The following is a 21316-nucleotide window of genomic DNA, read 5'->3' on the forward strand; positions in this document are numbered from 1 at the left end:
CCCGTCCGCATGCAGTCGGTAGGGTCCGAACACATGATCAATCTGTCCGCTCGCCTGGACGCGCTGGCACCGTCGATACTGAGTCTCGTCCGGATCGTCTTCGGATTCCTGTTCACCGCGTTCGGCACCTCCAAGATGTTCGGTTGGCCCATCGCGATGACGATGCCGACCGGGTCCTGGCCCGCCTGGTACGCGGGGCTGATCGAGTTGGTCGCCGGGTTGCTCATCATGTTCGGCCTGTTCACCCGTGCCGCAGCGTTCGTCGCCTCCGGCACCATGGCCGTCGCCTACTTCTGGCAGCACCAGCCGATGGGCCTCTGGCCGATCGTCCCGCCGGAGTACGGCGGAAACGGCGGGCTCGACGCCATCGCGTTCTGTTTCGTGTTTTTCCTGTTGGTCTTCACCGGCCCCGGGCCGTATTCCGTGGACAGGTTGCGGACCCGGACACCCGAGCACTAGGAAATAAGCGGACCGTAGTCCTATTATTGGTGCATGGCCTCGCCCAATATCGACACCAAGCTGACGCAGTTCGCGCCCGTGGTCCTCTCGGTCTTCCGGATCGTGTTCGGACTGCTCTTCACGCTGCACGGCACCCAGAAGCTGCTGGGATTCCCGACCGCGATGGAAAGCGGCACCGTCCCGATGGGCACCTGGCCGTACTGGTACGCCGGGGTCCTGGAACTGGTGCTCGGCCTGCTCATCCTGACCGGACTGTTCACCCGCATCGCGGCCTTCATCGCCTCCGGGGAGATGGCCTACGCGTACTCCAGCGCGCACCTGCCGACGGCGTTCTGGCCCATCGACAATGGCGGCGAACCCGCGGTGCTGTTCTGCTTCGGGTTCCTGCTGCTGGTGTTTCTCGGCGGCGGTTCGATCGCGCTCGACACCATCATCCGAAGGAAGAGTTAAACAGCTTCCCGCGCCCACGCGGGCATGATGAAGATGCCCTCGGCCTCGACCGTCACGCCCTCGGCGTCCAAGATCTGCCCGCGCGCAAAGGCTTTGATGCCCTCGGTCCGATCCACCCAGGCTTCGGCACGCAGCGGCCCGAGCGGGGTGCCGCGCAGATATTTCAACGTCAGCGTGCCGGTGAAGCGCGGCTTGCGCAGACCCTCGCTGGCCACCTCGCCGAGAATGTGGTCGAGCACCAGCGCGCAGATGCCGCCGTGCACCCGCCCGGGCGGACCCTCGTAGGGCGCCCCGAGGTCGAATTCGGCCCAGCAGCGGCCTGATTCGGTGTGCTCGATGGTCAGCGGCGGCGCAATCGCATTGCGCAGACCGATCACCGGGTCGGCCCAGGTGATCGGCCGGCCGGTATCGGCATGCAGCATGGTCCGCGGACCGTCGTAGCGCCGCTGCTCCAGGGTGTCGGCGACAGCGTCCAGGGCGACCTGCGCCCGGCGGATCGTCTCGCTGTCGGCGCCGGTGGTGATGCTGGCCTCCACCAGTCTGCGCACCGCGGCGGCCAGCGGCCCGTGCAGCGCCTGCTGGCGGTCGTGCTCATCGGCGCTGATCTCGGAAAACGGCTGGCTCATCAGATGGTTCTATCATTAGCCGGTCTATCAGTAGCCGGGCCGGCACTCAAACGCGCCATCGTCTCCGGTCCGGGCGTTTTTGTGGTCTACTTCCAGGCAGTGTTGTCGTTGCCGTCAATTGTTCGGCCACAAGGCGGGGGCGTTATCGTGAGGGACTCGACGGCAGCGGGTTGCGCCCGTCACGTGGGCCGCGTCGGCGCGCTCGCGGTGGCCTTGGGAATCGGCACCGCCATCGCGGTCCCGGCACCGGCCTGGTCCGATCCCGGCGCCGGCGGCTCGGAGACCAGCCAGTCCGACAGCGCGACCTCCGCGTCCGAACCGACATCATCCGACCCGACAGCGACCGACACCACACCGGCGACCGCCGGGCCGGAGGCCGGCACCGCGGAGCCCAGCACCTATCCCGGACCGCCGGCCGCCACCGCATCCGAGCGTCCCTCGCTGCGGACCGCGTCGCCGAAGAAGAAACCCCGCACCGCCCTCACACAGCGGCGCACCGCGAAGACCGCCGCGGCACCGGCGCCGCGGCAGACCGTCGAGCCTGCGGCACCCGCCCTAGTGCAGACCGTGTCCTCAGAGCCGGCCGCCGCCGCGGCCCCGGTGATCGCCGCGGCCACCGCGAGCAGCACTGTCCCCCAGTCCGTTCCGAAGCCGACACTGCCGACACCGGCGAAGGTGATCAATACCCTGCTGTCCGCGTTGGCCGCACCGTTCCAGGGCAGCCGGCCCGGCCCGACGGTCGATTTTCCCGGCCTGTGGGTACTGCTGGCCGCGGCCCGCCGCCAGCTCGGCGTCACCCCCACCGCGACCGCGGCATCCGCCCCGGCAGCCTTGGCGGTCGCCGCGGCCACCGCCAACGTCGCGCCCGTCATCGGCGCACCGGTGATCGGCGATCCCGATCCGACCACCGGTGCGGTCGGCGGGCAGGTCGTGGCCACCGATCCCGAGGGCGCCCGGCTCACCTACGCAGTACTCACCCGGCCCGCCCAGGGCACCCTGACATTCACCTCCACCGGCGCGTTCATCTACACGCCCACCGCGGCCCAACGCGTCCAGGCCGGACTGGCGGCCGTTCCCGACGCCGTCTTCACGGTGACGGTGAGCGACGGCAAGACACCTAAGGTGATTGCGGCGGTGGCCATCCCGATCGACCCGACGCCGATACACCTGCTCGACCCGGTGCCCACCGCCGGCCGACCGGGCGCGGTGGCGGCCACCAACACCCGTGCCTACCTGGTCAATGCCGGCACCGTGACGGTGATCGATACCCTGGACGGCACCGTGGTCTCGACGATCCCGGTCGGCACCGATCCGGTGTCGGTCGTGGTCAAGGCCGACGGCAAGGCGGTCTATGTGGCCGACGCGGCGGGGCGCTCGATCGCGGTGATCGACACCGCCACCAACACCGTGCAGCGCCAGATCGCGCTGCGCTTCACCCCCACCACGCTGGCGATCAGCCCGTCCGGTGGCGCGGTGTACATCGGCAACGCCACCGGCAAGATGGCCAAGCTCAGCACGTCGACGAACCGCATCACCGCCTGGATCGCCAACACCACCGGCGCGACGACGCTGGTGGTCAGCCCCGACGGCAAGCGGGTGTACGCGAGCACACCTGCGGGCATCGCCGCCTACAGCACCTCCTCGTGGTCGAACTCTGCGAAACTGCTTGCCGGCACCATCGATTCAACGGTGCTCGCGGTCAGCCGAGATTCCGCAGCCCTCTACACGGTGACCGACGGCACCACCGTCAGGGCGCTCAGCGCGGCCAACTTCGGCGTCCTCGGCGAGTTCGGCACCGCCAAGACCACCACGAGCGCCGCGGTCAGCAAAGATGGATCGCTGCTGTTCCTGACGTCCGACGACGGCGATCTCGCGGTGTACGACACCATGACACGCACCCTGCAGACCACCCTGGACACCGGCAGCGGTATCGGCGGTCTGGCCGCCAGCCCGGACGGTATGCAGCTGTATCTGACCGATACCGCCGCCGGTGTGCTGCGGGTGGTTTCGCTGGTGCCGGCCAATCTGCGACCCGACGTGGCAGCACCGACCGGCGCCGGCAACGCGGTCACCGGCCAGGTGATCGGATCGACCGGTGTCACCGACGGTGACGGTGATGCCCTGACGATCACGGTCCTCACCAAACCCACCAAGGGCACCATCACGTTCGCCGCCGACGGCACCTTCACCTACACCCCCACCGCAACGGCCCGGCACACCGCAGCCGCCGACACCGCGACACTGTCCGCGCTGACCGACACGGTCACCATCACCGTCGACGACGGACGGCGCGGCGTGGTCCAGCAGACCATCACCATCGCGGTGGTCCCGGCGAACACCGCGCCGGTGGTGAAAGTGACGGTGAGCAAGCCCAATTCGACAACCGGCGTGATCACCGGCACCGTGAAGGGCACCGACGCCAATCGCGACCGCATCTACTACGACGGCACCGCCGCCACCCTGAAGGGCACCCTGGTCGTCGCCGCCGACGGCAAGTTCACCTACACCCCGACCGTCACCGCCCGACATGCCGCGGCGACCGCGGACCCGTCGGCCAAGACCGAGACCTTCACCATCACCGTCGATGACGGGCACGGTGGCCTGGTGACGGTGCCGGTGACCGTGAACATCAGTCCCCGCAACACCGCGCCGACCGCCGCGTCGATCAGCGGGCTGTCCGCCGATCCGGCGACCGGACGGGTCACCGGACTGATCGGCGTCACCGATGCCGACCTTGATCCGCTGACGTTCGTGGTGCCCACCGCTCCGGCGCGCGGCACCGTCATCGTCAACACCGACGGCAGCTTCGGTTACACCCCCACCGCCGACGCACGCGCAGCCGGCATCGGCACCGACTCGTTCACCGTGCGGGTCGATGACGGACACGGTGCGACACAGACGCTCACGGTGTCGGTCACCGTCGCGGCGTCGACGCCCGGCAACGACCTGCCCGTGGCGGGCACCGTCGTGTACACCGTGAACGCTGTGACCGGCGTGGTCAGCGGCCAGATCCAGGTGACCGACTCCTCACCGCTGAGTTACCTGCTCGCCTCGGCGACGCCGACCAGCGGCACGCTGACCCTCAACCAGAACACCGGCGCGTTCACCTTCACACCGAACACCGTTGCGCGCTACCGCGCCTGGTTCACCCCCGGTCCCGACGCACTGGACGTCACCGTGTCGGCGCTCGACGGCACCCACGGGATCCCCGTCGACCTCAGTATCCCGATCGCGGCGGTGCACCCCGACGTCGACGGCACCCTCACCCTGGCCGAACTGCGGAACCTGGCGTCGACCGGCCACCTCGATGTCGGCCGGAACGCGGCGGGCAAGGTACGCAATATCGACGGCACCTTCACCGTCGACACCGTCACCGATGCGGTGTCGGCCGCGGCCCTGCTGAACCGGATCTCCACCCTGCTCGGCGTGCCCACCGGGTTCGCCAAGGCCGGCGATATCACCATGTCCACCAACGACTTCGGCACGGTGTCCTACCGACTCAACCCGACGGTGAACGGGCTGCGGGTGCTGGGCAGCGAGCTGGTGCTCACCACCGACGGTACCGGCATGGTCACCAGCCTGATCAGCAACTACGACCCGGCCATCACCGCGGTCAACACCGTCCCGATCGGCACGGTGGACCGGGTCTCCAAGGTCATCGAGCTGATCAAGGCCGACCTGGTGTCCGATCTCGGCGGCAACCCCAGCCAGGCCACCAGGGATGCCTTCTTCGCGACACTGCACTACGACACCGAATTGGTGATCTACCACGAGGATCTGAACAACGAGCCCAGACTGGCCTGGCGGGTTGACGTGACCTCCGCGGCCGACAGCCGATACCCCTCGATCGGCACCCGCTACATCATCGCCGCGAGCGGGGCCAAACCCGGCGCCATCATCTCCGAATTCTCCGCCGCGCAGCACGCTGTGGCCCCGGTGCGCTCCTCGGGCACCGATCAGCTGGGCAAGGTGCGCACGGTGACCGCCGCCAACACCGGGTCCTCGATCGTGCTGACCGATATCGGCCGCAACATCACCACCTACGCGACCAGGTACCAGGCCACGTGGTCGGGGCTGCCCAGCATCCCCGGCGAGGTGGTGGGATATACGACGAGCTGGCTGCGGTCCGCGGTGTCGGCACAGGCGAACATGATTCGGGTCTTCGACTACTACGCGGGCGTGCTGGGCCGGGATTCGTTCGATGACAACGGCGCAGCGCTGGTGCTCAGCATCGACTACAACCCCGGCGGCGCGTCGGCGAGCGGCTGGCGCAATGCCGCCTGGTCCGGATCGGTGATGGTGTTCGGGGATGCCGGCAACACCCAGGCGGCCCTGGATCTGGTGGCCCACGAATACACCCACGCGGTCATCCAGTACATCAACGGGCTTGCCTACCTGGGTGAGTCGGGCGCCGTGAACGAGTCCTATGCCGACATCATGGGCGCCCTCATCGAGAACAAGACCGGTTCTGCCCGCTGGCTTTTCGCCGAAGACGCCGCGGGTAGCCCGTACCGCAACATGGAGGACCCGTCGGATTACCGGCAGCCCGAGCATTACGGCGGCCGCCTCGTCGACGGATGCGGATGCACCGCCAACGACGATTTCGACTATGTGCACAGCAACAGCGGCATCATGAACTTCGCCGCATACAAGATGATGGAAGCCACCAAGAATCAGGTGTCCGGGGAACAGTGGGCGCGGGTGTTCTACGACTCGCTGTACCGGCTGCCCTCGACGGCGAAGTTCGTCGACGCCCGGTACGCGATCATCTCCTCGGCGCGCGCCGAAGGGTTCGGCGCCGCCCAGATCGAAGCCATCAAGGCAGCTTTCGACTCCGTGGGGATCGTCGCCGACCGGCTGACCTGAGCGGGTCGGCCCCCGACCGGTTCAGCCCCCGAAGACGTTGAGCACCACGGCCTTCGCGCGCCGTGTCACCCGCAGGTAGTTGTCCAGGAACTCCCCGCCGTCGCCACCTGCCCAACCGGCTGCGGCCGCAACGGCATTGAGCTGACGCCCCGGGCCGGGCAGCTGGTCGGTGGGCTTGCCGCGCACCAGCACCAGCGCATTGCGGGCCCTGGTCGCGGTGAGCCAGGCTTCGCGCAGCAGCGCGACATCGCCCTCGGCGACCAGTTCGGCGGCACCGATGGCGTCCAGCGTCTCCAGTGTCGAGGTGTTGTGCAGCGACGGGATTTTGTGCCCGTAGCGCAGTTGCAGCAGCTGCACCGTCCACTCGATATCGGCGAGGCCGCCGCGCCCCAGCTTGGTGTGGGTGTTCGGGTCCGCACCGCGGGGCAGTCGCTCGGCGTCCACCCGGGCCTTGACCCGACGGATCTCCTGCACGGTTTCGGCCGACACCCCGCCCGCCGGATAGCGGGTCTTGTCGACCATCAACAGGAACCGCTCTCCCAGTTCGGCGTCGCCGGCCACCCGGTGCGCCCGCAGCAGGGCCTGGATCTCCCAGGGCTGGGCCCACTGCGCGTAATAGGCCTCATACGAGGACAGCGTCCGCACCAGCGGGCCGTTGCGGCCCTCCGGACGCAGGCCGATGTCCACCTCCAGAGGCGGGTCGGCGCTGGGGGTTCCGAGCAGCGCCCGCACCTGTTCGGCGACGGTCACCGACCACTTCACCGCGACGGCTTCCTCGACTCCGTCGGCGGGTTCGCAGACGAACATGACGTCGGCGTCGGAGCCGTATCCCAGTTCACGGCCGCCGAGCCGGCCCATCCCGATCACCGCGATGCGCGCCGGTGGCCCGCTCTCCGGTGACCTGTCCCGGACCACCACGTCCAGCGCGGCCTGCAGCACCGCGACCCAGATGGATGTCAGGGCGCGGCACACATCGGACACCTCGAGCATGCCGAGCAGATCCGCCGAGGCGACGCGGGCCAGTTCCTGACGGCGCAGGGTCCGCGCCGCCGCGATCGCCCGCGCCGGATCCTGGTGTCGTCCCGCCGATGCGACCAGCGCCCGGCCCACGGTGTCGGGGTCGACGTCGAGCAGCTTGGGCCCCTGCGGGCCGTCGGCGTACAGCTGGATGACCTCGGGGGCCTTCATCAACAGATCCGGCACGTAGGCCGAGATGCCGAGCACCCGCATCAGTCGTTTGGCGACCGCGCCCTCGTCGCGCAGCGTGGCCAGATACCAGCGCAGGTCCCCCAGCTCCTCGCTGATCCGCCGGTAGGACAGCAGTCCGGCGTCCGGGTCGGGGGTGTCGGACAACCAGTCCAGCAGCGTGGGCAGCAGCACCTGCTGCACCCGGCCGCGCCTGCCGCCCTCGCCGGCCAGCGCGGCCAGGTGGGTCAGCGCGCTCTGCGGGCCCTCGTAGCCGAGTGCGGCGAGCTGGCGCTCGGCGGCCTCGGTCGACATCCCCTCCGCGAAGCCCGGCTTGCCGACCGATTCCAGCAGCGGCTGGTAGAACAGCTTGGCGTGCAGGCGCGACACCCGCATGCTCTGGCGTTTGAGTTCCTGGCGCAACACCCCGAGCGCGTCGTGCTGACCGTCGGGGCGCATGTGCGCGGCGCGCGCCAACCAGCGCATCCCCTCCTCGTCATCGGACTCGGGCAACATGTGGGTGCGCTTGAGGCGCTGCAGCTGCAACCGGTGTTCGAGCAGCCGCAGGAACTCATAGGACGCGGTGAGGTTGGCGGCATCGTCACGGCCGACGTAACCGCCCGCGCTCAGGGCGGCCAGCGCGTCGACCGTGGAGGCCACGTGCAGCGAGTCGTCGTTGCGGCCGTGCACCAATTGCAGGAGCTGAACTGCGAATTCGACATCGCGCAGACCACCGGTGCCCAGTTTGAGCTCCCGCGCCCGCACCCCGGCGGGGACCAGTTCCTCGACGCGGCGGCGCATCGCCTGCACCTCGACCACGAAATCCTCGCGCTCGCAGGCGGTCCACACCATCGGCATGAGCGCCTCGATGTAGCGGGCACCGAGCTCGGGGTCGCCGGCGGCCGGTCGTGCCTTCAGCAGCGCCTGGAACTCCCAGGTCTTGGCCCACCGCTCGTAGTAGGCGATATGTGATTCCAGGGTCCGCACCAGCTGGCCCTGTTTGCCCTCGGGCCGCAGTGCCGCGTCCACCTCGAAGAAGGTGTCGCCGGCGAAGCGCATCATCTCGCCCGCCACCCGGGTGGTGATCGCATCCGCTTTCTCCACCACGAAAATGATGTCCACGTCGCTGACGTAATTCAGCTCGCGGGCACCGCATTTGCCCATCGCGATCACCGAGATCACCGGCGCGGGGGCGTCCCCGCACACCGTCTTGACGGCGATGGTCAGCGCCGCGGCCAGCGCGGCGTCGGCCAGATCCGAGAGGTGTTCGCCGACGGTGCTGAACTGCAGCACCGGTTCGTTCTCGACCGTCGGCGCCATATCGAGCGCGGCGAGCACCAACAGCCGGTCCCGGTAGAGGGTCTGCAGCGGCAGGCTCGCCGTGCGCGGGTCGGCGATACCCTCCGCTTCGGCGACGAACGCCTGCCGCAACTCCTCGACGGGCGGCAGCGTGACCGCACCCGCCAGCAGATGCCAGGACTGCGGCCGGGCGATCAGGTGATCGCCGAGGGCCAGCGACCCGCCCAGGATCGAGAACAACCGGCCGCGCAGCGCCTTGTCCTTCAACAGCGCCTGGTTGAGTTCCGTCCAGTCGGACTCCAGCGCGTCGGCGAGGCGCACCATGGCCCGCAACGCCACATCGGCGTCGGGTGCCCGCGACAGTGACCACAACAATTCGACGTGGTCATCGGTGGTCCAGCCGAGCCGGTCCAGGTCCTCCCGCGCGGTGAGCTCGACAAGTCCGAGCCGGCCCACACCGGGCAGTTTGGGGCGCTGCGTCGCGGGTTTGGCCACCCACCCACGCTACCTGGGGCGAGCGAAGCGACGGGGACCGGCTACAACGACAGGTAGTTCTTCAACTCGAACGGGGTGACCGTGCTGCGGTAGCTCTCCCACTCCGTGCGCTTGTTGCGCAGGAAGTAGTCGAAGACGTGCTCCCCCAACGCTTCCGCGACGAGTTCGGAGGTCTCCATCTCGGTCAGCGCCACCCCGAGGCTGCCCGGCAGCTCCTTGTAGCCCATCGCGCGACGCTCCTCGGAGGTCAGGCTCCACACGTTGTCCTCGGCCTGCGGGCCCAGCACGTAGTTCTTCTCGACACCGCGCAGACCGGCGGCCAGCAGCACCGCGTAGGTCAGGTACGGGTTGCAGGCCGAGTCCGGGCTGCGCACCTCGATGCGGCGCGAGGAGGCCTTGCGCGGGGTGTACATCGGCACCCGGACCAGGGCCGAGCGGTTGGCCGCGCCCCAGGAAGCCGCGGTCGGCGCTTCGCCGCCGTGCACCAGCCGCTTGTAGGAGTTCACCCACTGGTTGGTGACGGCACTGATCTCGCTGGCGTGCTCCAGAATGCCCGCGATGAACGACTTGGCCACATCCGAGAGTTGCAGTGGGTCGTCGGCGCTGTGGAAGGCATTGGTGTCGCCCTCGAACAGGCTCATGTGGGTGTGCATGGCCGAGCCCGGGTACTCGCCGAAGGGCTTGGGCATGAACGAGGCCCGCACGCCGTCGGCCAGGGCGACCTCCTTGACGAGGTAGCGGAAGGTCATCACGTTGTCGGCCATGGACAGCGCATCGGCATAACGCAGGTCGATCTCCTGCTGGCCGGGCGCGCCCTCGTGGTGGCTGAACTCCACCGAGATGCCCATCTGCTCGAGCGCATCGATGGCATGGCGGCGGAAGTTGGGTGCCGAGTCGTGGACGGCCTGGTCGAAATAACCGCCGTTGTCCGCGGGCACCGGCAGGTCCCCTTCACCACCCGGCTTGAGCAGGAAGAACTCGATCTCCGGATGCACGTAGCAGGAGAACCCGAGGTCGCTGGCCTTGGCGAGCTGGCGGCGCAGCACATGGCGGGAGTCCGCCCAGGACGGGGAGCCGTCGGGCATGGTGATATCGCAGAACATCCGCGCGGAGTGGTGCTTGCCGGCACTGTCCGACCACGGCAGCACCTGGAAGGTGGACGGATCGGGCCGGGCGACCATATCCGCCTCGGAGACCCGGGCGAATCCCTCGATGGAGGAACCGTCGAAGCCGATGCCCTCCTCGAAGGCGCCTTCGAGTTCGGCGGGTGCGATAGCCACCGACTTCAGGTATCCGAGCACGTCGGTGAACCACAACCGGACGAAGCGGATATCGCGTTCCTCCAGCGTGCGCAGCACAAATTCCTTCTGGCGGTCCATGCTGGAAGCCTAGGTACCGGCTGTTAAATCTGTGTTACACACGGGTCGCGGTTCCGGCGACCTCGACGTGATTCAGTGTTGCGGTGATCGAAGATGCCGACCGGGAGTCACAGTCACTCGCGGCCATCCAGGAATTACGCGCCCTGACCGGCGCCTTGCGGGCCGCCGAAGCGGCGGCCGCGGCCGCCGAATGGGGTGACGACGCCGCCCTCGCCGAGGAGGCCCGGCGAGCCCGCGTCGAGCTCGGGCGTGTCGTCGGCTCGGATGTCGGCGCGGCCGGGGCGTCCGAACAGTGGCTGGCCCGCGCGGCCGGGCACGCCCGCGCCGTCGACTCGACCCGGGACCTGCCGCAGACCCCGCTGCAGGCCGCGGCCAACGTCGTGGTGGCGGTGGGCCTGGCCCGGGCGGCGGTCGCCGAGGCGGTGACCCAGGTCGCCCTGGCCCGACAGGTGGCACCCGAGCCGACCCGGGCCGCGGTGGTGCGCGGTGTCCGGCCCCTGCTGCCCGGTCTGGCACGCCGGGTCGGCGCCGAACTGCGCCACGTCCTGTTCGACAGACCGCGGGCGATCCTGGTCCGCACCGCCATCACCCTGGGCATCGCGCTGTCACTGGTCGGCTTCTATCACTTCTCCGGCCTGGTCCGCTATGACGCCGGCCGGCTGACGCTCTATCTGTTCGCGGCCATCGTGGGCAGTGTGGTCTGCACGAACGCACTGTGTTTCGAGGCCGAACGGGTGCGCCGCGCGCTGGCCGCCGGCGAGCGCATCTGGCGCATCCTGGTGGTCAAGAACATCACCATCGCGGTGCTGGTGATCGGGGCGGGCCTGCCGGTGATCGGCGCCCTCACCGCGATCGGGGACGGTAATCCCGTCGCCATGATCGACCAGCTGGTGACGATGGTGTTCATCTGGCTGGGCGTGGCGAACGTGCTGTCGGTGCTGTATCCGCTTCGGCACGAACCGGTTTCGGCGCGCCTGCACGACGGCACCTGGAAGCCTTTCCTGTTTTCGTTCGCGCTGTCCTACGGGGTCGGGCTGACGGTCAACCTGATGATCTACTGGCGGCTCTGGTCCCGGCAGTACGCGGCCCGTGAACTCGCCGGCGGCGATTGGGCCGCCTTCGGGCTGGTGCTCGCCAGCGCGCTGAGCAGCTGGGTGTTGCTGACGGTGTTCGCGGTGGCGTGCAGCCGCGATCCCCGGGTGCGGGCGCTGCTGTCCCGCGAGATGATCCCGTTCCGGCGGGCAGGAGCGAAGCGACCCGGGAAATAGTTCCGGAAGCCGTCTTCTCAGCAGCGCAGCCCGGGCGGCGGCTGAACCAGGTCCTGCAGGAACGCCAGCACCGTGGTGTCCACGCACTCGTCACCGTTGAACACCACGGTGTGCTGGGTGCCCTCGAAGGTCACCAGCGGCGCGTCGAGCTGGCGGGCCAGTTCCACACCGGCCTCGTACGGTGTGGCGGGATCGCGCGTCGTCGACACCACGATCACCTTCCCCGGGCCGGGCGAGGTCGCGGCCGCCGGTACCGACGTGGACGGCACCGGCCACAGCGCGCAGGTGTCGCGCGGCGCGTAGCCGGTGAAGGTGCCGTACTCCATGAACGGCGCGGCGGCGCGGGTGCGCCGGTCGGCATCCACCCAGGCCGCCGGGTCCGTCGGGTACGGCGCGTCGACGCAGCGGATCGCGGTGAACGCGTCCTGCTGGGTGCGGTAGCGCCCCGACGCATCGCGACGCCAGTAGTCATCGGCGAGCTGCAGCAGGTCGCTGGGATCTGTCCCGCGCTGCAGACCGAGCAGCCCGCTGGTCAGGTACGGCCAGTAGCGCTGGCTGTAGAGCGCGTTGGCGGTTCCGGTGATGGCATCGGCGTAGCCGAGTCCGCGCGGATCCGGGGTCGCCGCGGGCCGCTGCACCAGCGGGTCGACGAGTTGGTGGTACCGCGCGACGGCCTGGGCGGGGTCGGTGCCCAGCGGGCAGTCGGCCGATTGCGCACAGTCCGCGGCGTAGTCGTCGAAGGCCCGCTGGAATCCGGTCAGCTGCCATACGCTCTCGCTGATCGGATCCGTGCCGGGATCCAGCGCCCCGTCGAGCACCATGGCCCGGACCCGCTCCGGGTAGCGGTGCGCGTAGGCCGTGCCGAGTTCGGTGCCGTAGGAGAAACCGAGATAGCTCAGCTGTTCCTCACCGAGGGCCGCGCGTACCGCGTCCATGTCCTGAGCGGCCGAGTCGGTGCCGACACTGGCCAGGAACTCCCGCCCCACGTTGTCCAGGCAGGATTGCGCGAACGACCGGTACCTGCCTTCGATATGGGCCACCCCGGCCGGGCTGTAGTCGGCCATCGGATCGCTGCGGTAGGAGTCGAATTCGGCATCGGTGCGGCAGCGCAGCTGCGGGGTCGAGTAGCCGACCCCGCGCGGATCGAAGCCCACCAGGTCGAACTGCTGCCCGATCGGGGAGGCAGCCAGGGCGGTGCCCATCGAGGCGACGGTGTCCACCGCCGACGCACCCGGGCCGCCGGGGTTGACCATCAGCGTCCCGATCCGGTTGCCCGCCGCGGGAATTCGGATAACGGCCAGTTGTGCCTGGGCGCCCTCGGGATTGGCCCGGTCGACCGGAACCGCGATGGTGGTGCACTGCGCGGTGGTGATCACCGGAGCATCGCCGAGGAATTGCGCGCAGCCACCCCAGGACACAGGTGCCGCCTGCACCGGTGCGCAGAGCATGCCGGCCGTGGTGAGCAGGGCCAGCAGCACCGCGAAAATCCTGCCCGCCAGCCACATGGCCCTCATGTTTGCACGCGAGCCGGGTCGAGTTCGCCGGCGGATCCAGGCAGAGACCACCCGGGAACCAGACGGTGACAGCGCCGTTATCTGCAGCGGGTGCCCTCGGGCGGAACGACTCCGTCGATGACGTACTTCGCCGAGATGTCGTCCACGCAGGCGTTGCCCTGGAACACCACGGTGTGCTGGGTGCCCTCGAACGTGAGCAGGGTGCCGCCGAGCTGTTCGGCCAGGTCGACACCCGCCTGATACGGGGTGGCCGGGTCGTTCGTGGTGGACACCACCAAGGTCGGGGGCAGCCCGGGCACGTTCAGTTCGTGGGGTTCGGAGGTGGGCGGCACCGGCCAGAACGAGCAGGTGCCCATCGGGGCGTTGCCGGTGAACTCGCCGTAGCTCAGGAACGGGGCCACCTCGCGGGCCCTCCGGTCCTGTTCGATGACGGTCTCCCGGTCGGTGATGGGTGGCTCGTCGACACAGTTGACGGCGACCCGCACATCGGTCGAATTGTTGTAGTGACCGTTGGCATCCCGGCCCATGTACAGGTCGGCCAGCGCCAGCATGGTGTCGCCGCGGCCGTCGCGCAGCTCGGTCAGGCCGTCGGTGAGGTGGCGCCACAAGTTGGGTGAGTACAGCGGCAGGATGGTGCCGACGATCGCATCGCTGTAACCGAGGCCACGCGGATCGTTGGTCGGCGCCGGGTTGTCGACCAGCGGGTAGACCAGGTCGTGATACACGTCGGTGGCCTTCGCGGGGTCGGTGCCCAGCGGGCAATTCGGGTCCTGCGCGCAGTCCGCGGCGTAGTCGTTGAAGGCGGTCTGGAAGGCCTCGGCCTGCCGGATATCGGCCTCCACCGGGTCGGCATTGGGATCCACCGCCCCGTCGAGGATCATCGCGCGCACCTTGTCACCGAAGAGCTCGGCGTAGGTGGCGCCGATCCGGGTGCCGTAGGAGTAGCCGAGGTAGGTCAGCTTCTCGTCGCCGACGGCCTCCCGCATGGCATCGAGATCTTTTGCCACGCTTTGGGTTCCGACATTGGCGAGGAACTCCTCGCCCATCTTCTCGACGCAGCGGTCGATGAACTCCTTGGTCTGGGTCTCGATGTGCTCGACGCCTTCGTCGGTGTATTCCACCGTCGGATCCGCACGCAACTTGTCGTTGTCCTCATCCGAGTTGCACCACAGCGCGGGTTTGGACAGGCCGACCCCGCGCGGATCGAAACCGACCAGGTCGAATCGCGCCCGCACCGACTGCGGCATGGTGCCGACGATGTTGACCGCGGCCTCCACACCCGATTCGCCGGGACCGCCGGGGTTGACGAACAGCGAGCCGATCTTCTCGCCGGTCGCCTTGATCCGGATCATCGCGATCTGCGCCACGTCGCCGTCGGGGTTGTCGTAGTTGACCGGCACCGAGAGCAGCCCGCATTCCGCGCCGGAGGGAAGCCGCGACTCCCCCGACGCGGCCTCACACGGCGCCCACTGCACCGGGGTCCCCGGCCGGGGAGCCGAAATCACGGCGCGGCCGTCGACTGCGTTGCTGCATCCGGCGACCAGAAGCAGCACCATGGCGGCCGCGGGGACCCCGCGCGTGAGGTTCATGGCTGACCATGCTGCCATGTGCCGACATCGGAGCAGGTGAGGCTATCCGCTGACTGCCACCAACTCGGCCAGTTCGACGGCGAAGTCGTCGGCCATCTCCCACAGGTCAGGCAGCAGTTCCGGGCATGAGATGAGCCCGACGTCGAGCTTGCCCGTCAGCGACATGACGGTGATGTTGAGCCCGGAGCCGTGGAAGATCGGGCCCAGCGGGTACATGGCCTTGACCTCACACCCGAGCAGGTACAGCGGCACCTGCGGGCCCGGCACGTTGGAGACCACCAGGTTGTGCACCGGCGCGGCCGCCGAGAGCTTGCTGCGGGCATAGACCCGCATCGCGACCCCGAACACCGCGGGTGCGGCGAACTGAGTCCAGTCCTGCAGCAGGGTCGCGCCGATGGCCGAACTGTGTTGTTTGGCAACCGAGTTGGCCGACGCGATGGCCATCAGCCGTTCGGCGGGATCTTCGATGTTGGTGTGCAGCGCGGAGAACATCCCCGACACCTGGTTGCGGCCGGGCCGATCGGACTTGTCGTGCACCGAGACCGGGATCATGGCCACCAGAGACGATTCCGGCAGTTCGTCGCGGTCGAGCAGGAAACGCCGCAGCACTCCCGAGACCAGGGCCAGCACGACATCGTTGACCTTCACCCCGAAGCGGTCCTTCACCGTCTTGATGTCGGCCAGATCGAGCTCGGCGAAGGAGATGTTGCGGTGCCCGGTGACGTTGGCGTTGAACGCCGTCTTGGGGGCGGCGAAGGGCGCCGCCATGGTCAGGCCCTTGGTGGCCCGGCGCGCCGTGTCGACGACCGTGGAGACCGTCGCGGGCAGCATGTTGACCAGCTTCAGCGGCCGGGTGACGAACTTGACCGCGCCGCCCACCGCGATCTCCAACTCGGATGCTCCCCCGACGCCGTCGACGGCGTCGGGGGGCGGGGCGTCGGGCTCGGTGGTGCACAGCGTGGACATCAGGTTAGCGCCGGTGACGCCGTCGACCGCCGCGTGGTGCACCTTCGTCAGCAACGCCAGTCGCCCGCCGGAGTGTGCGTCGGTGCCCGCGACGTTCTCGATGACCCACATCTCCCACAGCGGCCGGCTGCGGTCCAGCGGCAGCGACGCGATGTGCCCGCAGATCTCGGACAGTTCGGTGCGCCCGCCCGGCGACGGCAGCCCGATGCGGTGCAGATGGCGCTGTACGTCGAAGTCGGTGTCCTCCACCCAGACCGGGTGGTCCAGATTCAGCCGGCTGTCGGCGAGCTTCTCCCGGAATTCCGGCATCGCCTTGATCCGCATGGTCAGTACGTCACGCAGCCGGTCGAACGTATAGCCGCCGGGCATCGTCGAGGTGTCCAACTCCAGGATCGAGCAGACGTGCAGAGGCTGGGCCGCGGTTTCGAGATACAGGAAGCTGGCGTCGAGCCCGCTCAGACGTTGCATGGTGCCGATGGTAGGACCGCGCGGTGTCGATGTGAGGAAATCCACTTAACCGGCCGTTCACCTTCACGCCCAGGGGTGGCACACTGGTAGCCGTCAGATGACCCGGGGACCCGGATGGGCCACGAGGATCAACCCGACAACCACACATCGAGGGACAATGATGTCTGAGCAGTCCGTTTATGGTGCCACCAAAGCGCCCGTGAAGGTCCGCACCCACCACCTGCAGAAGTGGAAGTCCGAAGGCCACAAGTGGTCGATGCTCACCGCATACGACTTCTCCACCGCCCGAATTTTCGATGACGCCGGCATCCCGGTGCTGTTGGTCGGCGATTCCGCCGCCAACGTCGTGTACGGCTACGACACCACCGTGCAGGTCACCGTCGACGAACTCATCCCGCTGGTCCGGGCCGTCGTCCGCGGCGCCGAGCATGCCCTGGTGGTCGCCGATCTGCCGTTCGGGAGCTACGAGCGCAGCGCCGATCAGGCGCTGGAGACCGCCACCCGCTTCATGAAGGAGACCGGCGCGCACGCGGTCAAGCTGGAGGGCGGCGAGCGGGTGGCCGCCCAGATCGCGGCGCTGACCCAGGCCGGCATCCCGGTGATCGCGCACATCGGCTTCACCCCGCAGAGCGTGAACGGCCTCGGTGGATTCCGGGTGCAGGGTCGCGGCGACGCCGGCGATCAGACCATCCACGACGCGATCGCGGTGGCCGAGGCCGGCGCGGTCGCCGTCGTGCTGGAGATGGTGCCCGCCGAGCTGGCCACCCAGATCACCGGCAAGCTGACCATCCCGACCGTCGGTATCGGCGCCGGCCCGAACTGCGATGCCCAGGTGCTGGTGTGGCAGGACATGGCCGGGCTGACATCGGGCAAGACCGCGAAGTTCGTGAAGCGGTTCGCCGAGGTCGGCGCCGAGTTGCGGCGCGCCGCAACGCAGTACGCCGATGAGGTGGCCAGCGGGGTCTTCCCCGCCGAGGAGCACTCCTACTGACCCCCTCCCCGGGTCGCTTCGCTCCAGCCCGCCGGATCTAACGGAATACCGGGGCGCGCTTGCCCAGGAATGCGGCGATGCCTTCCTTGCCGTCGGCGCCGGCGGCGTTGCGGGCGATGAACCGGCCTTCCAGTTCGAGCTGCGCTTCGTAGTCGGCGCCGTAGGTGTTCAGCAGCAGCTGCTTGACCGCCGAGTTGGAACCCTTTGCGCCCGCGGCGACCTCGGCCGCGAGCTCCGCGAGCTTGGCGGGCAGGTCGGCGTCGGGAACCACGGTGGTCACCAGGCCCCATTCCAGCGCCTGGGCGGCCTTGAGCACCCGGTTGGTGATCATCAGTTCCTGGGTGCGGCGCAGGCCCACCAGCCGCGGCAGCACATAGGAGGCGCCGCCGTCGGGGCTCAGGCCCGCCTTGGTGTACGCCATCGTGAACGACGCCGACTCCGCGGCGAGCACCAGGTCACCCGAGACGCCGAGGGAGAATCCCGCGCCGGCGGCCACACCGTTGACCGCGGTGATCAGGACGGCGTCCATCCGGGCGAAGGTGGACATGGCGCGGTGCAGATCGTTGGCGATGCCCTTGACGAAGACGCCCGGGTCGTCGGCCGCGGCCATCGCCTTGAGGTCACCGCCGGCGCAGAAGAACCGGCCCGCGCCGGTCAGGGTGACCACCTTCGTCTCCGCGGTGTCGCACAAGGTTGCCGCGTCGGCGAGGTCGCGCGTCATCGCGGCGTTCATCCCGTTGGCGGCGTCGGGCCGGTCCAGGACGATGTTGACGACGGATCCGGCCCGGGTGAACTTCAGCGTCTCGAATGCGGTCATGGCGCTCACCGTATTACGGCGGGGCCATCGTGTGTAACACGCGCCCCCGGATTCCGGTGCCCGCTACGCCCGGAGGTTGTTCACCTGGATGTGGCACGCTGTTCACAACGTCTGACAGATGCGGTACCGAACAAGGGTGAACATGCCTGCTGAGAAGCCAAAAGCGTCGCGCCACACCGAGGTTGAGCGGAAGTTCGACGTGGTCGAGACCACCGTCACGCCGTCTTTCGAGGGCCTGGCCGTGGTGTCGAGGGTGCAACACGCACCCACCCAGACGCTGGAAGCGGTGTACTTCGACACACCCAACTACGACCTGGCCGCCAAGCGCATCACCTTGCGCCGGCGTACCGGAGGGGGCGACGCCGGCTGGCATGTGAAGCTGCCCGCGGGCCCGGACGCCCGCACCGAGGTGCGCGCACCGCTGGCCGACTCGGTCCCCGAGGAGATCCGCGACGTGGTGGCGGCGATCGTGCGGGACCGGCCGCTGGGCGCCGTGGCTCGCATCACCACGCAGCGCACCGTGTCGTTGCTGTTCGGCGCCGACGACTCCCCGGTCGCGGAGTTCTGCGATGACCAGGTGACCGCGGCCGCGCTGCGACCGGACAGCGAACCGCAGGCCTGGCGGGAATGGGAGCTGGAACTGGCCGAGGGCGCCGGCTCCACCGACATTCTGGACCGGCTGTCGAACCGGCTGCTCGACGCGGGCGCGGTACCGGCCGGGCACGGCTCCAAACTGGCCAGGGTGCTCGCCACCGCCGAACCGGAGGCGGCGGCGGTGGAGGCCTCCGACCCGGTGCGGCGGGCCGTCGCAGAGAACGTCGAGGAGCTGATCGCATGGGATCGGGCGGTGCGCGCCGATGTCTGGGACTCGGTGCACCAGATGCGGGTCACCACCCGCAAGATCCGCAGCCTGATCGCCGATGAGTCGTTCGGTCTCGCCGACGACGCCTGGGTGCTCGATGAACTGAAACTGCTGGCCGGCATCCTCGGGGTGGCCCGCGATGCCGAGGTGCTGGCCGAGAAATACGAGAAAGCACTGGACGGGCTGGCGCCGGAGTTGGTGCGCGGTCCGGTACGCGAGCGACTGGTCGAGGGCGCCAAGCAGCGCTATGCCGGCGGGTGGCGGCGATCGCTGCTGGCCATGCGCTCGGAGCGCTACTTCCGGTTGCTCGATGCCCTGGATGAGCTGGTGGCCGCGCCGTCGGCGACTGCGGAGAAATCCGGCGAGGAATCCGCTGCGGCGAGTGTCGCTGCGGCCTACAAGAAGGTCCACAAGGCTGCCAAGAAGGCCGAAGAGGACGGCACCGACGAGTCCCTGCACCGAATCCGCAAGCGCGCCAAGCGCCTTCGGTACACCGCCGCGGCGACCGGGAATTCCGCGGTGGCCGATGGCGCCAAGACCATCCAGAGCCTGCTCGGCGATCACCAGGACAGCGTGGTCAGCCGGACACACCTGCTTGAGGAGGCCGACGCCGCGCACGCCGCCGGTGAGGACACCTTCACCTACGGACTGCTCTACGAGAAGGAGGCCGAGGTGGCGTTGCAGGCCGAGGACGGCATCGACGGCGCCCTGAAGGCCCTGAAGAAGGCCGTCAAGAAGTAGGGCGGACGAGCTGGCCTGTAAGCCGGATTCTGTTCCTCACCGGAGTGTCCGGCGAGGCGGCGACCATCCATCTGGACACACCGTTGCCGGGTGCCTCAAGCGGCCTACCCGCAAGCTCGGGCGAGCAGCCCTCGGACGCTTGCGCAGCCACAACCAGGTTGCGGCCTTCTTGGCCTTGCTTCGGGTGGGGTTTACCTAGCCACCCCGGTCGCCCGGGATGCTGGTGCGCTCTTACCGCACCGTTTCACCCTTACCTTCGCTGTCACGAGGACAGCGGAGGCGGTCTACTTTCTGTGGCACTTTCCCGCGGGTTTCCCCGGATTGCCGTTAACAATCACCCTGCTCTGTGAAGTCCGGACTTTCCTCGACGCCCAGGTGGAAACCTGAACTCCGCGGTCGCCCGGCCAACTCGTCCGCGCCGATCACCGTACCCTTAGGGCCATGGCGCAGGTGCCCCCAGCCCGATATTTGCTGCGCGCGAAGGATCTCGTCGATGCTCGCTACGCCGAGTCGATCACGGTGGACGACCTCGCCGCGGCCGCCGGACTGTCCCGGGCGCATTTCAGCCGGATGTTCGCCAGGACGTTCGGCGAGTCGCCGCGAGCGTATCTCCAGAGCCGACGGTTGGAGCGCGCCGCCGCGCTACTGCGCAACACCGACAGGTCCGTGGCCGACGTCTGCGCGATGGTCGGCTTGACCAGCGTCGGTTCGTTCACCACTGCGTTCGCCAGGGTGTACGGAAGGCCGCCTGCCGCTTATCGGGCCAGCCTGCCGCCCGCGAGCGTGTACGCCCGGGTGCCCAACTGCATCGTCAAGCGCGATACCCGGCGCGCCCCGGCCAGCCGGTCCAAGACAGCACACGGGGAGAAGACGGCACCCGGCGAGCGGCCGTAGCGTCATCCGCATGATCAAAATCGCAAGCGCGCACCTGTGGGTGCACGACCAGGACGCCGCTCTCCGCTACTGGACCGAGAAGGTCGGATTCGAAGTCCGCCAGGACGCTTCACTACCCGATCTCGACAACACATTCCGCTGGCTGACGGTCGGTCCGCGGGGCCAGGACGATGTCTCGATCGTGCTGATGGCGGTGCCCGGTCCGCCGGTCATGGATGCGGTCACCCAGCAGGAGGTCCGCAACCTCACCGCGAAGGGCTTTGCCGGGACGGTATTTCTCACCACCGATGACTGCCAGGCTTCATTCGAGGAACTCCGTTCCCGCGGAGTGGAATTCACCGAGGAGCCGCATCAGATGCCGTACGGCATCGATTGCGGGTTCCGTGACCCGTCGGGCAACAGCGTCCGGCTCACCCAACTGGCTGACGTCAGCGCCTTCAACTGACC

The 21316-nt window shown here is 68.7% G+C and carries 15 protein-coding genes and 1 other RNA gene; 8 read left to right on the plus strand and 8 right to left on the minus strand.

The annotated features are described in order from the left end of the window. Positions 1-33: 33 nt before the first annotated feature. Together C6A86_RS17685 and C6A86_RS17690 are read left to right on the plus strand one after the other, a co-directional pair. Positions 34-459, plus strand: a complete 426-nt coding sequence (locus C6A86_RS17685; protein WP_105364588.1) for a DoxX family protein — start codon at positions 34-36, stop codon at positions 457-459. Positions 460-492: 33 nt separating this feature from the next. Further along, a complete protein-coding gene (locus tag C6A86_RS17690; protein WP_105364589.1) occupies positions 493-909 on the plus strand; it encodes a DoxX family protein in 417 nt (138 codons plus the stop codon). Here C6A86_RS17690 and C6A86_RS17695 read toward each other — a convergent pair. After that, on the minus strand, positions 906-1535 hold the full coding sequence (locus C6A86_RS17695) for a PaaI family thioesterase (RefSeq protein ID WP_105364590.1): 630 nt from the start codon (positions 1533-1535) through the stop codon (positions 906-908). The genes C6A86_RS17690 and C6A86_RS17695 overlap by 4 nt on opposite strands. 147 nt (positions 1536-1682) lie before the next feature. On the opposite strand from C6A86_RS17695, the gene C6A86_RS17700 reads away from it, so the two are divergent. Next, positions 1683-6401 (plus strand): Ig-like domain-containing protein, encoded by a 4719-nt coding sequence (locus C6A86_RS17700; protein ID WP_158263294.1) that lies wholly within the window; start codon positions 1683-1685, stop codon positions 6399-6401. Between the two features lie 21 nt (positions 6402-6422). On the opposite strand, the gene C6A86_RS17705 is transcribed toward C6A86_RS17700, so the two are convergent. Then, entirely contained in the window at positions 6423-9380 is a 2958-nt protein-coding gene (locus tag C6A86_RS17705) for a bifunctional [glutamine synthetase] adenylyltransferase/[glutamine synthetase]-adenylyl-L-tyrosine phosphorylase (RefSeq protein WP_105364592.1), read from the minus strand. 41 nt (positions 9381-9421) lie between these two features. Beyond that, positions 9422-10759, minus strand: a complete 1338-nt coding sequence (locus tag C6A86_RS17710) for a glutamine synthetase family protein (RefSeq protein ID WP_105364593.1) — start codon at positions 10757-10759, stop codon at positions 9422-9424. An 83-nt stretch (positions 10760-10842) separates the two neighbouring features. On the opposite strand from C6A86_RS17710, the gene C6A86_RS17715 reads away from it, so the two are divergent. After that, positions 10843-12027, plus strand: coding sequence for an ABC transporter permease (locus C6A86_RS17715; protein ID WP_105364594.1), 1185 nt, complete (start codon positions 10843-10845; stop codon positions 12025-12027). Between the two features lie 17 nt (positions 12028-12044). On the opposite strand, the gene C6A86_RS17720 is transcribed toward C6A86_RS17715, so the two are convergent. From C6A86_RS17720 to C6A86_RS17730, 3 genes are all read right to left on the minus strand, one after another. After that, positions 12045-13541, minus strand: a complete 1497-nt coding sequence (locus tag C6A86_RS17720; protein ID WP_105364595.1) for an alpha/beta hydrolase — start codon at positions 13539-13541, stop codon at positions 12045-12047. Positions 13542-13618: 77 nt separating this feature from the next. Further along, positions 13619-15130 (minus strand): alpha/beta hydrolase, encoded by a 1512-nt coding sequence (locus C6A86_RS17725; protein WP_199196294.1) that lies wholly within the window; start codon positions 15128-15130, stop codon positions 13619-13621. 42 nt (positions 15131-15172) lie between these two features. Next, positions 15173-16564: a wax ester/triacylglycerol synthase family O-acyltransferase gene (locus C6A86_RS17730; RefSeq protein ID WP_105364597.1), complete on the minus strand. Its 1392-nt coding sequence runs from the start codon at positions 16562-16564 to the stop codon at positions 15173-15175. 160 nt (positions 16565-16724) lie between these two features. On the opposite strand from C6A86_RS17730, the gene panB reads away from it, so the two are divergent. Further along, a complete protein-coding gene (gene panB / locus C6A86_RS17735) occupies positions 16725-17555 on the plus strand; it encodes a 3-methyl-2-oxobutanoate hydroxymethyltransferase (RefSeq protein WP_105364603.1) in 831 nt (276 codons plus the stop codon). A 37-nt stretch (positions 17556-17592) separates the two neighbouring features. Here the strand turns inward: panB and C6A86_RS17740 are convergent, their stop codons facing one another. Beyond that, the gene (locus C6A86_RS17740; protein WP_105364598.1) at positions 17593-18372 is read right to left on the minus strand and encodes an enoyl-CoA hydratase/isomerase family protein; all 780 of its coding nucleotides are present in this window, start codon (positions 18370-18372) and stop codon (positions 17593-17595) included. Positions 18373-18514: 142 nt separating this feature from the next. On the opposite strand from C6A86_RS17740, the gene C6A86_RS17745 reads away from it, so the two are divergent. After that, entirely contained in the window at positions 18515-19975 is a 1461-nt protein-coding gene (locus C6A86_RS17745) for a CYTH and CHAD domain-containing protein (RefSeq protein ID WP_105364599.1), read from the plus strand. A gap of 2 nt (positions 19976-19977) precedes the next feature. On the opposite strand, the gene rnpB is transcribed toward C6A86_RS17745, so the two are convergent. Then, an RNA gene (gene rnpB, locus C6A86_RS17750) (RNase P RNA component class A) lies at positions 19978-20387 on the minus strand. A 29-nt stretch (positions 20388-20416) separates the two neighbouring features. On the opposite strand from rnpB, the gene C6A86_RS17755 reads away from it, so the two are divergent. Together C6A86_RS17755 and C6A86_RS17760 are read left to right on the plus strand one after the other, a co-directional pair. After that, the gene (locus tag C6A86_RS17755; RefSeq protein ID WP_105364600.1) at positions 20417-20869 is read left to right on the plus strand and encodes a helix-turn-helix transcriptional regulator; all 453 of its coding nucleotides are present in this window, start codon (positions 20417-20419) and stop codon (positions 20867-20869) included. Positions 20870-20879: 10 nt separating this feature from the next. After that, the gene (locus tag C6A86_RS17760) at positions 20880-21314 is read left to right on the plus strand and encodes a VOC family protein (protein WP_105364601.1); all 435 of its coding nucleotides are present in this window, start codon (positions 20880-20882) and stop codon (positions 21312-21314) included. Positions 21315-21316 lie beyond the last annotated feature (2 nt).

It is taken from the genome of Mycobacterium sp. ITM-2016-00316 (assembly GCF_002968335.2).
Lineage (GTDB): Bacteria > Actinomycetota > Actinomycetes > Mycobacteriales > Mycobacteriaceae > Mycobacterium.